Genomic DNA, 16,393 nt, shown 5'->3' with positions numbered 1-16,393 from the left:
CCACCTGTATAATAAATTGATTTTCAATAATTTAAAAACAAATTTTTGAACTAACTGTACGAAAACGTTACAGCCGGTGTTCGCTTCTGGCCGGGACGGTTGTGGCTCTAAAAGTGTGTCGTTTGCTTTAAAAGTTAATGACCTGCCTGTCTTTGAGGAAGCGGGTATCTTTTATGGCACCCGTGCCGTTGAAACGATATTCCACCCCTACGATAGCCGTAGGCAAAGGGGTAGCGTGAAGGGAATAAGCCTCCCGGCCATTGATGAAAAAACGTATTTTTCCGTTTTGGCTTTCCACCCTCAGCTTCACCCATTGGTCCAGGTCGCAGCCAAACTTGGACATGTCTGCACTTTTGCTCGTTATCTTGGTGCCGGCTGCATATAGGGAAAGATCACCTACGCAGCCGCTGGAACTCAGCGGGATATTGATGACGTCATTCTTGCACAAGATAAGCACTTCCACACGCTGACAGGCAGCAGAGCCTTGATGGAAATCACTCTTCAGGGTGGTTTCAAAAATAAAGCGGTCATTCCGAATGCCGCCCATATCCCGGACATTGAAAAAGTGCAAGGCCGGCAATGATGGTTGCAGGGGCACATTATACTTTGAAAGAATGGCTTGATTAACGGCTGCGACTTTATTTTTCAGCACCTCATCTTTTTTAAAATAAAGCGGAGCGCCGCCATCTTTAGCGATCATGGCCACCCATCCGCCGGATGAAATCATCAGGTCGTGTTCTTTGACGATTTGATTACCAACGAGGAGTTTTGCCCGGTAATAACCCGGCTGATAATAGAGAGTAGAATAGACGTGGCCCTGTTGTGGTACCGCTACTTTCCGCCGCAGGTCCCAGGACTGGGCAATAAATACGGCATTGGTACCGGCGGCAGCGGCATCATAATTGAAAATGACGGAGTTAGGGACCCCTTCCGTTTTTATTTTATTACTGCTGAATTGATAGGCTTTAGTGTCGACGGGGGCAGTCGTTTTGCCCTGGAATAAAAACAGGGCACAGCCGGCAATCAGCATCAACAACAATGCTGTGAGCCAATAGGTCTTTTTCGTTCTGATAGGCTTTAGCGGCACGTTTAACGGTGGAACCCCGAAACCCGCAGCCGGTGATTGGTCCAAACGTATCTGATGTTTAAATTCCCGCCAGTCCTTAAAGCCCGCAAACTGCGCCAGCGTATTCAAGGTGGTGCCGGTCGGCATAGAAGTATATGTCAATTTCCCCCAGAGCCTTTTCAGTGTGGTGACGCTCAGGATGACGCTGGTAACCGCCTGGATCTCTACACTTAGCTTTTCAAAATCATAACCGGTCCATTCCTGGCTTGGTCCCCAGTTAAGCCGGGTTTCTATCAGTTCGAGGCACTTTTGAATATCTTGTATTTCCTGGCTATTTCGCATGTTCTATTCATCAAAGGGGAAACTTGTACGCACTTGAGCGGGTGGAGTGAACCTTGGAAAAAAAGGCTGTTAATTTGTCTTTCATATGGGCGAACTTATTCAATTAAAAATAGACTAATCATGACAAAAACAGAAATATTTACCACAGTTGTTCGGTGACTGATCAGCAGTGCTAATATGGCCGGGCGAAAAAGCTTCCCTTACAGGATTTAATAGACAATTGCAGGACGATTAACGCTGGTATCCACAGGAATAGGAAGACAGGAACGTTGCACTTGAATGACTGGGCGGGGTTGGAATTGCCTGGATAGACGGGTGAATATTCAAAAATGGCAGGATTGAATTTATTGTCAATAGCTTTGATTATCAGCGTGATAAAACTTGGCGTGCTTTTGAACGAACTTGAAGGCCGATTGAACAAGCATATCCGGGAGCCCTTTCTACATTTGGCCAATAAACCATTAATTACCATTATAAATTAAATGATGAAAACCACCGAATTGAAATTATTAACTTTTGCGATTTTATTGATTTTGAGCGTTCCTTTAAGGGCGCAAACACTCTTTGTCAATGCAACCGAAGGCAAGGATGATGCTTCCGGGACACTCCGTGCACCACTGGCCAGCCTGGACAAAGCGGTAAGCAGGGCGAATACCTTTAGCGGTAAAGAACCGATCACCATTAAGATCGCGCCGGGCCTTTATACACTGGTCAATCCATTGGTGGTCCGCCCCGGAAGCAACCTACCGGCCAATACCAAATTTACCTTCGAAGCGATGGATATGCCCGGTGACAAAACCTGGACACCTGCTAAAATGCCGGTCATTCAATGCGTGGCCGACTCCAACAGGACCGGTAAATTAAAGCATGCCAGCATTGCTTTCCAAGTGGAGCGGAACGATGTTGTGATCAAAGGGTTGAAATTTACCGGCAACCCCAATCCCGCATCGCTCTATTATTATGTCATCCAAAGAAGGGACAGCACCCTGACGGGACTGGAAATTTCCCAGTGCTATTTTGTCGGGGATAAGAATTCGGCACCCATGCAAGGGGGCGTTTTTGCCCAGGGCGCAGGCATAACTGTTGACCACTGCATCTTTTACGGTATCAAAAACGCCGTTATGGTATTTAGCGGCCTCAAGGATTTTTCACTGACCCATTCGATCATCTATGGCGCTTATGAAGGCGCGGTCTGGTATGGCTACGGACAGAGTTCCTACAGCCCCTTTACCTTCCATGATAATATTGTCGCAGACGGGAATTATTTCTGGGTAGGTTACCGAGGTGTGCATCCCAATTATCAGTTCAGCAATTCGGTCATCGCGGGAAATGCCTCTTATATGGGCTTTAATGAAGATGAAATCATACCCGACCGGCTGAATAAACCCGTGGAAAAAGGTATCCGCAAATCCGGGACAGTGCTGCTGAATGAAGTAACGGCTAAGGGAATACCAGGGGATTACCTGAACCTTTCGCCCGCCTCGGCCGGGAAAGATATTGATGCCGGTATTTTTTTGAATTCAAAAAATAAATAACGGTTTGGCGAAGCCGATCCTGGCAGCCCGGTCTATCATGTGATTTTTACATGAACAGGATAGACCGGGTTAAACCGCCTTCGATATCCCAAAGCATCCTAAAACGAATGTTTTTTTGCTATAACGGCGATAAAAGTAGCGGCGACAAGCAGAAAATTTATTTGCTGATGCAAACCTCTCCGTAACGCTGTTGGGCTCATAGCGCTGAAGGCGTTATCCAATCCGGCAATGGGCGAAATAAGAAACCGTGTTTTAGCCCGGTGTGCAGTTCGAAAATCTACTCCACCCACGAAGACCAAGACGAAAATTGCTGATCATCTGACGACGACGAAGATGAAATAATCAAAAACTTACGTTGATATTTACAATTTGTTAGAATATCGTGCCAATGAACCTGTTGACATTATCGAAATGTGTAATCAACATCTTTAGATTGACACTTTTTTACATCGATTAATGGCACTATCATGCCGTTTTAGCTAAGCTTTCTTATTATTCTTCTTTTAACGCCTCCTGTAAAAGTTTGTCCACCATATCACTCAGTTCTTCTTCCGGTAGGTCCGAGCGGTTTGAAAGCCAGATGATGCCGATTTTTTTTTCAGGTACAACCGCTAAATAACTCCTGAACCCCAGCGCACCACCGCTTTTCCAGATACGGGTTCCGTTAACGGTTTTCCGGTTGATCTGCCAGCACAGGCCCATCGCGCCGTCTGCGCTGGCAAAGGTTTGCCGGTGGGCTAGTTTTACTGCCGGGATTTGTTCGCTGATGTTTTGTTCGACGTAATTCAGCATTTCTTTAGCCGTCGACAAGATGCTTCCGGCCCCTCCAAACATGTTGAAATTAACGTGAGGCATTGGGTTGCTCAGCCCGTCGTAACCTTTGGTATAACTGGTGGTATCGCTGATGGCTGATGCGATACGGGTATGCTTCATCTGCATGGGGCCGGTGATGTATTTTTTGAGCAGCCCGGCATAGGTTTGCCCGTAGACCTTTTCCAATATGATGCCGAGCAGTTTTACCCCGGCGTTGGAATAACCGTAGCGTGTGCCAGGTAAGGTATCGATCTTTACCTTGCGGATATCGGCTAAAAATTGAGCGTTGGTGTAACTGTCGTACATCCTGAGTACATCAAAGGCGTTTTTAAAAGTATCCAGGTTGGGCAATTCCACCGGAAGGCCCGAAGTGTGGTTGGACAGGTCCACGATGCGGATAGGATGATCCTGGTATTGCAGGTTGGGGAAATCACCGTTCATATATTTCCGGATATCGTCTGTCAGTTGCAGCTTTTTATCCAATATGGCCTGGGCCAGCAGTATTCCGGTAAAAGTTTTGGTGACCGAGGCGAGTTCAAATGTTGTGGTGGAGCCCGGTAATTGCGCTTTGCCTTTTTCAACGGTGCCATAATTGTACGTGTACTTTTTGCCATCCCTGACGATGCCAATAGAGAGTCCGATCAGTTTATGTGTGACCATAAAATCAACTGTGCTGTTATGGACAGCCATGTCCAGGCGGGTCTTTCGGGGATTATCGGTCGGGATAGGCTGTAGCGCAATTGCCGTCGCAGGCAAATGATAGTCCCTGAAATCGAAGCTGTCGAAATGACCGCTGCCGGAAGTTTTTAACAGAAAGCTCATCATTTTCTTTTGCCCGTCCCAGGTGAAATAGCTGGTGTCATGCGCAGCATGGTCAAAATGAGCGGTCTTGATGGAGCCGCACAGGGCCTGTATATAATTCAGCCAACCCTCAATGCCTTCTTCTTTATTGTTTTGCTGCCATTGGACGGAGCCAAGTGCATAAAAACCTTTGTAGTCGCCCCGGTTAAACCGTGCGGTAAGGGTATCGTTCAGGCTTTGTGGCGTCTGCGCATGTATCGCGCTACAAAGGAAGAGGCAGGCTATAGTTAGCTTTAGATGTTTCATTTATGGTTTTACTATTAATAGGAAGCTGCAAACATACAGGGAATTCGCAACAGGTAAATAGAATGAGATTAACCTGTGATACAGGAGGCCACCCTCTGCCCATAATAAATGGCGGTTACTTTTCCCGAATATTGTCCTTTGCCGAGTCCCTGCATGGTGGAACCCTAATCCATTTTTGTGCCACTTGCATAAATTACTCCATTTCAAGTACTTACAAATTATTCCATAGGCCAGACGTTCGTTAACGATACAGGTAAGCGACCGTATCTGCACGGTTCCGGCGCTAATCCTGTTCTATTCGACCGGCCAGAGAGGACCTATCTTTAAGGCCGTGAAGAAATTCGGTCTTTTGCTGATCTTATGGCCCGTCCTGGTATTTTGAACGCATATGTCATTGTTCATTACCTATCATACATTTTATTCATAGGTAATCATACACTTGACGGTTTCGTTATCTGCAAGTTTTGTGATTGATTTACAAACCTTAGGTACCATACGCCTTTGATATTTTCCTCATTTAAATTTCAAAACCGAACATGCCTTCGTCCGTTTCCGTTACACTTGCCAGGCAAGCTGTCTATTAACTGCCTGTCACTTAATGTTTTGTAAATTTGGAACAACGATTGAGTAATTAACACGCTTGAAAATCTATACATTTCATATCACCCTTTATGACCTGGCCTTCTCCGGGATGCTATTGATCGGCCTGAATTTCGCCCTGCAGCTATGGTTCAAAAAAGATAGCAACCGCGCTGCTAACCGTTTCCTCGCCCTGGCGCTGGTGGCCATGGTATCAGGAATCGCCGGTTTATCAGGCATTTTTCCACTGCGATTTTCACTGTCCTTTGGGCCATTTATCTATTTTTATGTTCGAAAAGCTACACGGCCGGAACGCCGGTTCCATTGGAAAGACCTGCTGCATTTTTTCCCTGTTCTTTTACCAGGCGTCACGCTTGTCATCAAACCATTGCTATGGCTATCAGCTGGCACTTACTTATACCTGTCTCACCGGCTGATCGAACGTTTTTATGCCGGTCAGAAATTTAAGGAAGGTGATCGTTACCGGTATGAATGGCGCTGGTTGGATCGACAATTAGTAAGTTTAGGCATCATGCTGTTATTATGGCTGCCGTTTGTTGCCATTGACTATTGGGTTTTTCACTTCCTGTTAGCTCCATCAATTTATTACCCATTGTGTCTGCTCCTGATCGGGATGGTCATCCGAATGGGCGTAGTGGTGTTTTTCAGATCTATCGAAACAGCGTTGCTTACCCGGGCCTCCCTTTCGACAGGCTTAAAACAAAAAGGTAATTTATTAAAGAAAAAGATCGAGGCCGGTCTCCTGTACCAGGATCCGGAACTCAGTGTGAACTCCCTTGCGGAGCAACTGGATATGCCCGCCCATGAGTTATCACGGATCATTAACATTGGCCTCAAAAAAAACTTCAGCGATTTTATTAATGAATACCGGGTCAGGGATGTTATGGCAAAAATGCAGGACCCGGCTTATGAACATCTCACCCTGCTCGGCATTGCTTATGAATCGGGATTTAATTCTAAAACGACCTTTAACCGAACTTTCAAACAAATGACCGGGAAAAGCCCGGTGGAGTATAAAAAAGAGCGACCATTTTCTAAATTGGAACGTTTTGCGATAAACAGGCCGGTAGTTTTGCATCAAAAAATTAACCGTTTGACTATGTTTCGCAATTACCTGAAAATCGCCTGGCGCAATACTGTACGCAGCATCACCTACAGTTCCATTAACATGATCGGCCTGGCGGCCGGTTTGTGCAGCTTTATTGTCATCCTGCTGTATATGAACTATGAACTGAGCTACGACCAGTGGAGCCCGGAACTGAATAAGGTCTATCATGTTTCATTACGCCAAAACGAAGACTTTTTAAATAATACACCTACCCCGCTGGCCGGTCTCCTGGCACAAAAATATCAAAATGCCGAAGCGGCAACCATGTTACAATCGTCGGGTGACCGCGAAAGTCTGCTTGCTGTCGGTGAACGTAAAATTTATCAAAAAAACCTGGTTACGGTCGATTCGAATTTCCTAAAGGTTTTTCCTTATAAGCTGGCAGCCGGTAATGCGGCTACCGCACTGAACGAACCCAAAACGGTAATACTGACCAGGGACCTGGGCCGTAAATTATTTGGCAGTGAAGACCCCATGGGCAGATCGATAAAACTAAACGATCGTGCTGACCTGATGGTGACCGGTGTATTGGAAGATCAGCCGGGGGCAACCCATTTGCCAGTTGGCATGCTGATCCACGATCCTTTCGGGCGGCACGATAATACCTGGGATAACTATTCTTGTCAAACCTATATTAAGCTCGGGCGGGCGGAAAACGATACAACGATTGAAACAGCCATCAACCGGCTTTATTACAATGAGCGCATCAAAGCCGGTGGCGTATCTTTCGAAAACTATACTAAAGCCGGCGCTAAAACCAACCTTTTTGTTGACCAGGTGCCACGTTTACACAATTTCCCGAAACATGGCAGCAGTAATTTTTCAACGGTAACCATTCTCTTGGTTTTAGCTATACTGCTGCTGCTGGCCGGAGCCATCAATTTCAGCAACCTGGCCATCGCGCAATCGATCAGCCGGGCAAAGGAGGTTGGTATACGCAAAGTAATGGGAGCGGGCCGTATACCATTGATTCTCCAGTTCATGGCCGAAACTTCACTGCAATGTCTGGCAAGTTTGATTTTAGCTGTTGTGCTGCTGGCTTTGGGCATACCCTATATCAACCGTTCGTTCAATATCAACATCGGTTTTTTGCAACCGCACGAAATGCTGCGTGTTGTCCTTCAATTAATAAGTTGTTTATTGGGAATTATCTTGCTGTCGGGATTATATCCCGCGGTCTATCTCTCGAAATTCAATGCCGTCAAAGTTTTAAAAGGTATTTATTCTACAGGTAGTAAAGGAACACTATTCCGCAACAGTCTCATCGTAGTGCAGTTTATGGTATCGGTGTTTTTTATCACCGGCATCATTGTCATCAAAAGCCAGCTGAGCTTTATGCAAAACAGGGACAGGGGTTTTTCGGCTGATCAATTGATGCGCCTGGAAACGAGGCCGGAAACCCGTGAACAAGGTTTTGATAATACCCGCAACTTGCTGCTTTCGGTACCGGGAGTTATTGGCGTCGCCAAAACAACAAGCGTACCGGGCGATAATTTTGGCGTTGACACCTCGACGATCCCATTCAAAAACAAGGGTGCAGCCTATCGTATGCGGTCGGTTAAAGTCAGTGCCGATTATTTCAAAACCCTCGGGGTGTCTTTAAAAAAGGGCCGCCTTTTTACTAATGAGGTGCAGGATCAGCAAACACGTTCAGCTGTTATTAACGAGGCAGCAGCCCAAAAACTAGGACTGCCCGATCCTGTCGGAGAGCTCATCGCCTTCCCTGGTTGTGACAGTACATCGGTACGGATCGTAGGAGTGGTCAAAGATTTTAATGTGCAGGGATTTGAAAGCGAGGTGCAGCCTGTGGTGTTTACCATTGGTAACCATCAACCCTGCCTGATGCAATTTGGGAGCACCATGCTTGTTAAATTGGATAGCCGGCATGTTCAGCAAACTATTGCCGGAATCAGCCAGGTCTGGAAAAAGATAGAACCTGCCTTTCCGCTTCGCTACTCTTTCGTTGATCAGAATTTTGAAGCTTTATTTATTTCATACGCACGCCTGGAAAAGATCATTACGTTTTTCGGGCTCGTGGCAATTACCATCTCGGTGATGGGTTTGTTTGCACTCACGGCATTCTTTACCCGGCAACGCACGAAGGAAGTAAGTGTTCGAAAAGTACTGGGCGCCACCGTAACGCAGCTGGCTACTTTATTAAGCAAAGATTTCATTTACCTGGTACTCTTGTCCGTGCTCATCGTTACGCCTTTTACCTGGTGGATGGTGCAAAAATGGCTGCAAACCTTTGCTTACCGGATTGATATCAGCTGGTGGATGTTTTTCGCTGCGGGTATAACGGCCATGATGATCGCTATCCTGACGGTAAGCTTTCAATCCATCAAAGTGGCCCTCGCTAACCCGGCGGATAGTTTGAGGAATGACTGATTTTTAATCCGATTTTGAGCCAGCAAGGCCTTCGGCCGATACTGCGGGCTTGCTACTCAAAACAGGCAAATATCAATTAGGCATTGACCCAGATAGAAAAGAAGATCCGGGATTCGGCAGTCAGCGGGTCTTGTAACGCCGTCGCCCAGGACTTTTTATACAGCTTCAGATAAACGGAATCCAAAACAACGCCTACGGCCACTTCCAGCTGGTACTGACCTAGCAGGTCTTTGTCCAGTTGGTCAGCCGCCTGCTGAAACTTTTGTAAATAATATTTGTAATCCATTTTTATTTTTCTGCTATGTAAGTCTATACATAATATCGGGTCTACAATATAAAATTTGATGGTTACAAAATTACTGTAGGAAACTGGCTTTCCCCACAGTGGGCTGTTTTCGAACCAATTTATAGAAAAAGTAAGACGAATTGGAAATATCGGTGAGGACACTTTAAAAATTTTCAAATAAAGCTATCGTTTTATTGAGAATTTGAAAAAACAAACATATGGCGGGTTTAGTCGCCTATATCCTTTCTTTATGGGGGATAAGGGGATCTGGTTTGAACACCTTTTTGTGATTTTGGCGATAATTAGAGAAATACACTTTCTGATAAACCGAAAAATACTTCAAAGTAACGTGTAGCCAGCTGGTCGCAGGCGGGCAGGATACGGTCCGCCTGCGAACTTTGCACCGGTATGTGCTGGACAACAGTTGCATTACAGGTATGCTAATCATTCCGAAGAAAAACAGGTTATAAAGCGTGATATGAAGTGTATATATATTCCAATCAGTTAAGAAGGTTAGGTCGAAGCTCTCATTGATTGCCTTTCCGGAACGAAAACAGCCAGGGAAGAAGTTTCGGTTCCGCGAAAGCGTTATCCCAGCTATTGTGTTGTACGCCCGGGTATTCTGTGTACTTCACGTTCTTCGCACCTACGCCTTGCATGGCTTTGTATAAATCCCTGTCAGGTTGTACGGAAATGGTATTATCCGAGTCACCGTGGAAAATCCATATCGGAAAGTAACGTGCTTTCTGTGTATACAGTTTTACATTGGCCTGGGCACTAATCGTAAATGCAGCTGCAAAATATTTTGGATAATGAATCACCAAATCGTAGACGCCAAAACCACCTAATGATAGTCCCCCGAGATAAATTCTATTTTTGTCAGCCACCCTACGCCGGACCAGCTTGTTTATTAATAGCTTCACCAAACGTTCGGGCGTAGTAAGGGCATAGGTATTTAATGCGCGATTCCGCACATCCGCAGTTGTGGTATCCGTCATTTTCGTAAACCTGCTCCAGGAACTATCTGTAGGACATTGTGGAAAAACTACGATGGCCGGGAATTTTTTTCGTACGGAGTCCCCTAAAAACAAATCGGCACCATGCCAAAGCTGTTTCTCATTATCGTTCCCCCTTTCTCCTGCACCGTGCAGGAACACGACTAAAGGATAGGAATGTCCGGCTTCATAGTTTGAAGGATACATTATCCTGTAACGCAAGGTGTCATGACCCGAAATAAATAGCGCTTTCTTGTAAGCACTTGTGTCCTGCGCCTGCAAAAAAAGACCACTAAATAACAACAAAATAAGAAATAGGATTTTTTTCATAAGGATTATTTTTAATTGAGTTATGAATTAACAACTAATTTCTGCTCACCGCCCGGCCAATGTTTGATGAATAAATCTGCATTCAAATCCCTTTAGTCTCGCAATTATTCTGAAACACCTATAATAAATTGATTACAAGCAATATGGATAATGCCACACCAATCATTCACTTCTTAAACTTTTGACAGGATTTGCCAGGGCCGCCCTGACTGCCTGGAAACTGATCGTAAATAAAGTGATGATAAGCGCCATAATACCTGATATGATAAACACGCCCGGCCCGATGCTGATCCGGTAATCATATTGCTGAAGCCAGCCCGTCATGAAATAAAGTGCCAGGGGGACGGCAATTACACAACCGATGAATACCAGCACCATAAAGTCTTTGGACAATAATAACCAGATACTGCTGACCGAAGCTCCTAAAACTTTGCGGATGCCGATTTCTTTGGTTCTTTGTTCCGCCATATAGGCAGCCAGGCCGAACAGGCCCAGGCAGGAGATCAGTATCGTTAAGCCCGCAAAAACACCAGCCAGCTTACCGACCAGTTGTGCCTGTTTAAATTTGCTGTCATAAGCTGCATCGGCAAATTGGTAATCGTAGGGATAGGCAGGATTATATTTGTTAAAGATCGGCGCGAGTTTGCTTATCGCATCCTGCACATTCACATCAGGCTTAAGACGGTAGATCACTGTACCTGACTGATCCGGCTTATAAACAAACAAGGCGGGTTGTATCGCCGAAAATGGCGAGCCGATGACTGCGTTCTTAGCCACACCGATGATCCGCACAGGCTCTTTCGACAATTCCGTGCTTAGCATTTGGCCCACAGGGGCTTTCAGCCGCAATTTTCCGACGGCGGCTTCGTTGAGGATCACATGGAGTGTATCACCAGGCATTCCCGTAAATTCCCGCCCTTCTGCCATTTTCATACCTGCGGTTTTAAAAAAATCCTCTGAAACCGCAGCGTAGGAAATGCCGAGGGATTCTCCGCCGTTTTTACCCGGCCAGTTTAAGAGGTTACAACCAGCCTGGAAATCAATCACGGGGACAGGGCTGGATGCCCTGGTGACATTTACTACAAATCCGCTTTGTAATAAGTCATTTTTAAGGGCGGTATAATTGCGGTTAAGGTCGGGGGTGGTGGTGGTCATTACGAGGCGGTCGGCATCATAGCCAGTCGGTCTGCTTTTAACATGGCTGATCTGCTTGTAAATGATGATGGTACCGATGATCAATGCGATGGAACAGGAAAATTGAATGACGACCAGGATCTTACGGGGTAAGGCCGCCGCTTTACCAACCTGGAGTGTCCCGCGCAGCACTTTTACCGGGTTAAAAGAAGAAAGGTAAAAAGCCGGCCTGCTGCCGGCCGTTACACCGGTAAATAAAACAAACACCAGGAGTACTATCCAGAAAAGAGGTTCAGCGTAAGGTATCTTCAGCGTATTGCCGGTTAGCGAATTAAAGGCGGGCAACGACACCTGCACAATGGCGATAGCAAAAAGAGCGGCCATAAAAGTAACCAGGACAGATTCAGTCAGGAACTGAAAAATCAGGCTGGCCCTGGTGGAACCGATCGCTTTTCTCACACCCACCTCCCTTGCCTTTTTCTCCGAACGCGCGGTAAACAAGTTAACAAAATTGATACAGGCGATAAGCAGGACCAGCGCACCGATAATGCAAAACATACGCACATAGACAATAAAGCCGCCGGAGACCTTTCCATTTTTAAACTCGGAATAGAGGTGCCAGTTTTTTACCGGCTGCAAAACGATTTCGACTTTGTGGATGGGATCATGTCCTTGCAGCAGGTTTTTGATCTTTGGCGCAAATTGCGCTTCAGTTACCCCCGGCTGCAATTCGACGTACTGATTAAAGGGGTAATGTGTCCAGTTCGTCCTGTCTGCTTTTACAAAGGGTACCGTCTGCTCCCAATAACCAAACGGCAACAAATAGCTGAACTGCAGGGTGGAATTATCCGGCACATTATCCATCAAACCGGCCACTTTTACATCGTGCGCGTTATCGATCCGCAAAACTTTACCAATCGGATCATCATTGCCAAACAAGGCTTTAGCGGCGGATTGGGTAAGGATGATAGAAAACGGCTCATTCAGCACGGTAGCGGGACTGCCAGAAAGCAAACGAAACTGAAACATCTTTAAAAAATCGCTCCCCACGATCATGCCCTGCTGGTACAGTTTTTTATCCCCGACTGTCAGGCTGTGCCTTGAAGTCCAGCCGGTCTCGGCAACGTATTTTACTTCCGGAAAACTGCTGCGCAGGGCACCGGCAATTGGCAGGCAGCCGCCGCTTTGCGTTTGGATATCTCCATTTTGGTCGAAGTTAAGTTTGATCTGGTAAAGCTGGGTGTAATCAGGGAGAAAACGATCATAAGAATATTCGTGCCAGGCCCATAATGCGATCAGTAAAGTTACAGCAATTCCTGCTGCCAGTCCGGTAATATTGAGTGCGCTGTAAACTTTGTTCCCTTTAATGTTGCGCCAGGCAATCTTTAAATAATTCTTTAACATAACATTGCGTTTTAATGTTGCTGAAGCCCAAATTGGCGGGCTTTCCGAACGCAATATTACCGGGCGTATTCGTGCCTGGATTGCCAACTTATCAATTGGCAGTTCTTTTCTCAGGCTATTTTTGTATGCCAAGGGTGTTTTGCCGGTTATCTCCTTGAAAACGCGATGGAAGGTTCTTTCGGAGTTGAACCCTGACTCGTAAGCGATACCCAGCAACGTAAGCCTTTCATAGGCTGGATCCTGCATTTTCCTGGTAATTTCGCGAACCCGAAATTCATTAATAAAATCGCTGAAATTTTTTTCCAGCCCAACATTAATAATCCGGGATAAGTCATGCGGATGAATCATTAGTTTCAGCGCCAGGGTCGTCAACGTGAGTTCGGCGTCCTCGTAAATTCGGTTTGTTGCCACGGCTTCCTTCAGCCTCCGGCCTTTTTTCCTTGCATCAGACCGGTCATTTATTGGCATTGCCAGTGTAACGCTACTATCTGGTTTCAGCATCTCCTCAACAGCCATTCCGATTAATACAAAGGCAACGGCAAAGGAGAAGATATCATCCAACAACCACGCCAGACACAATGTGCCCAGCAGCAACAAGTTGTTATCCAGTCGCCGGAAAGCAAAGCGGGGACGGTCCATGAGTACAGGCCGTAAACGATCATAAAAACGGCCGATCAGTCGGCGCGACAGGTACAAATAAATGTTGACCGAAATTAAAATCAACCAGGCCGGCATCCAATACCCTGCAAGTAATAAACAAAAATGCAGCATGTCTGTCCGGCGGAACCGCCGGTCCGGGCTTGTAAGCTGTCGTACATAAAAATACAGTAGCGGGCCCAACATCGGTAAAAAAAGAGGTGTAAATCCGCAGGCCCGTAGTACGGCTACGCTTAAAGCTGAGCTTAATAGCAGGTTGGTTTTTTGGCCGGTTTTTTTGGCGATTCCTAAAAGTAGCGCCATCGTCATTCCCACAAACAGCGTTCCTAATGAGACGATGTCATACGGGTTGATATGGAAATTATTTGTGCTCAATTAAGCATTCCGGTCAATTGCTGTTCCAAATTTATAAAATATTAACAGATAAGGAGTTAACGACTGCGTTAGTGGATCGGTGTAACAAAAGCGAACAACAGAATGTTCAGTTTTGAACAACAAAAGTTTGGAGTGCCCCGATTTGTATTTGACAAGAAGGGAAATAGCAATTAACACTGAAGAAGTTGAGGTGGTCAAAGTGTTAGTCTACCCGTGCATAAAATCAACAAAAAGAGGCTGTCTCGAAAAGGTAGCCTCTTTAAAAACATCTTTTAATTTTCTTAAGTACTTTTCGGTAGTACCTAAGTTTAAGTCCTGAGGCTGGGCTCGAACCAACCCGCTGATAAAAGAAAATAGACTTTTACTTTTTTAATATTATTTCTATATTTGAATTAACAATTAGAGTCACTTGCTATTGCGTTATTCGTAGAGTAAAGGACTTTTGAAAATGTAAAATACTGATTACCAATATACAAGAGTCAAGGTTCACAAACCTAACTCTCCGCCAAAGGTGAAAAAAAAAAAAAAGCGCTATTCGTAGCGTTCAAGTTCAAAAAGCACCAAAAATGGTCTCAGTAAGACGGAAACGCATATGGTTCTGAACCCTAGCTCTCCAGATGCTATCCCTCGTACATACTAATTGGACACAGACAAGTATTCTCCCATTCTTGTCTTATATTTCATTTCTCCAGATCAGGTGTTGGCAATAAGTGTGTAAAATAAATTATGAGGAATTAATTCACCATAAAGACCTTTTTACTACCTTCGTCAGACTATCGGCAACGGTCGATATGTGTTTATTGAACGATTCATTGAGTAGTCTAATTTATACTTTATAACATATTGACAATCAATGACTTACAGGCGATGTTCGATTCCCGCTCTGAGTACTTGAAAGTGAGGCGATTAGGTGAAAGACACTAATCGCCTCATTTCGTTTCAGGACAATAATAGCACAACATTTTATGGGATCAAGCAGACTTCCGCCATAATTGAATCTAATTCTTTCATAAGATTTTAAATTATTGTTTTATTTTATCTTTTTTACCGTTTGATATAAAGTTTGTGTTAAATCTCTGTCTAAACCGTAGATATCGTTGTAACTAATAAGAACGCCTCCTTTAATTTCACCGGTGATATAAGTAAGTTTTAAAGGAATATCGTTTACGATAATTTGGGGAAAATCCCGGCGCGATAAAAGTTTGGCCAATTTTTTACTCTTCAATACAGAAATATGAAGAGGTAGATCTTTCGCTCCTCCAATCAGTGAAATGCCGCTTAAATCCTTTAGATGGTCATTGATGAGAGGTAAACTATAGAGTATAACCTGCCCACGTAAAACCGACAATGTTATTGGTGCTGAACTACCCAAAAGTTTTTCCAAAGCAATAAGTGTTGCTTTAGTCATTTTCAAATTAAAATAAATGTCACTATCCTGCACGTGAGCAGTTAATATATGTGATGGGATGTTGATTTCTACCGGCGTTTTTTCACCAACACTATACCAGCGCAAACGCTCCATATTAATGGCCATGTTTTGAATCCCTTTCTGCGGGAATTCATAGCAATCATTGGTGTATAACCCGGTTTCCAGGTACATCTGACGTTTTAGGTCGAGGTAGATTTTGGATTTAGGTTGCGCTGATGTGATAGCAGTAGTAAATTCTTCACTTATAAGAGCAGCCTTCAACATTGCAGTCGAGTTAAAACCGTCTCCCCCGTCTACATCGATCTTCCCCGCCGGATAATTGGGGTTAAACCTGCCATAATGCAGGTTATTTTCAAACGCAAGCATAGCATCTGTTAGCCAGATATCAAACACCGCTTTTCGCTCATCACTTACGCTGGCAGTGCTTGATCTAAGCAAACGGAGTTCATCATATAAAAGCTTACCAGGATGATAATTTGCATGATTTAAACCATATTGAAGCACACAATCCAACAATAGCATAGCATCAGTGGCGTGGTTTTTAACAGTATCTGGCGCAATCCATGCCAATTTATTGCCGTTGCTATTATAAAAACGCATCACAGAAAGCGGGTAATACAATTCTTTTTGATGCTTTTTTATTTGCAAGTCGATAACCGCTGCCATTCCTGTATTATTGGGTGGCACAGTTGCCCCAAACGCCGGCACTATGAAGGAAACAGCAAAAACGAAAGTATATATACTTGATCTTAAAAGGCTTTTCATCGATATTGGGATTTATTGTAAATATCCCCTTTACAGCCGCCGTAATAAATGATGCCCGT

General features: G+C 44.8%; 8 protein-coding genes. 2 read left to right on the top strand and 6 right to left on the bottom strand.

Going from position 1 to position 16,393, the window contains the following annotated elements; genetic code table 11:
• Nucleotides 1-127: 127 nt before the first annotated feature.
• Nucleotides 128-1,408, bottom strand: a complete 1,281-nt coding sequence (locus FHS10_RS00590) for a hypothetical protein (protein WP_259086685.1) — start codon at nucleotides 1,406-1,408, stop codon at nucleotides 128-130.
• 482 nt (nucleotides 1,409-1,890) lie between these two features.
• Between FHS10_RS00590 and FHS10_RS00585 the strand changes: the two genes are divergently transcribed.
• On the top strand, nucleotides 1,891-2,943 hold the full coding sequence (locus tag FHS10_RS00585; RefSeq protein WP_259086684.1) for a right-handed parallel beta-helix repeat-containing protein: 1,053 nt from the start codon (nucleotides 1,891-1,893) through the stop codon (nucleotides 2,941-2,943).
• Nucleotides 2,944-3,435: 492 nt separating this feature from the next.
• Here FHS10_RS00585 and FHS10_RS00580 read toward each other — a convergent pair whose 3' ends face one another.
• The gene (locus FHS10_RS00580; protein ID WP_259086683.1) at nucleotides 3,436-4,863 is read right to left on the bottom strand and encodes a serine hydrolase domain-containing protein; all 1,428 of its coding nucleotides are present in this window, start codon (nucleotides 4,861-4,863) and stop codon (nucleotides 3,436-3,438) included.
• Nucleotides 4,864-5,503: 640 nt separating this feature from the next.
• Here FHS10_RS00580 and FHS10_RS00575 point away from each other — a divergent pair.
• The gene (locus FHS10_RS00575; protein WP_259086682.1) at nucleotides 5,504-8,959 is read left to right on the top strand and encodes an ABC transporter permease; all 3,456 of its coding nucleotides are present in this window, start codon (nucleotides 5,504-5,506) and stop codon (nucleotides 8,957-8,959) included.
• Nucleotides 8,960-9,035: 76 nt separating this feature from the next.
• Here the strand turns inward: FHS10_RS00575 and FHS10_RS00570 are convergent, their stop codons facing one another.
• The 4 genes from FHS10_RS00570 to FHS10_RS00555 all read right to left on the bottom strand — a co-directional run bounded on the left by FHS10_RS00570 (nucleotide 9,036) and on the right by FHS10_RS00555 (nucleotide 16,334).
• A complete protein-coding gene (locus FHS10_RS00570) occupies nucleotides 9,036-9,245 on the bottom strand; it encodes a hypothetical protein (protein ID WP_259086681.1) in 210 nt (69 codons plus the stop codon).
• Between the two features lie 527 nt (nucleotides 9,246-9,772).
• Nucleotides 9,773-10,570 (bottom strand): carboxylesterase family protein, encoded by a 798-nt coding sequence (locus FHS10_RS00565; RefSeq protein WP_259086680.1) that lies wholly within the window; start codon nucleotides 10,568-10,570, stop codon nucleotides 9,773-9,775.
• A 162-nt stretch (nucleotides 10,571-10,732) separates the two neighbouring features.
• On the bottom strand, nucleotides 10,733-14,140 hold the full coding sequence (locus tag FHS10_RS00560) for an ABC transporter permease (RefSeq protein WP_259086679.1): 3,408 nt from the start codon (nucleotides 14,138-14,140) through the stop codon (nucleotides 10,733-10,735).
• 1,030 nt (nucleotides 14,141-15,170) lie between these two features.
• Nucleotides 15,171-16,334: a L,D-transpeptidase scaffold domain-containing protein gene (locus tag FHS10_RS00555; protein ID WP_259086678.1), complete on the bottom strand. Its 1,164-nt coding sequence runs from the start codon at nucleotides 16,332-16,334 to the stop codon at nucleotides 15,171-15,173.
• Between the last annotated feature and the right edge of the window lie 59 nt (nucleotides 16,335-16,393).

This window comes from Mucilaginibacter dorajii (assembly GCF_024808255.1).
GTDB classification, from domain to species: domain Bacteria; phylum Bacteroidota; class Bacteroidia; order Sphingobacteriales; family Sphingobacteriaceae; genus Mucilaginibacter; species Mucilaginibacter dorajii.
Note: the sequence above shows the minus strand (reverse complement) of the source record. Positions and strands in the feature narration are given on the sequence as shown.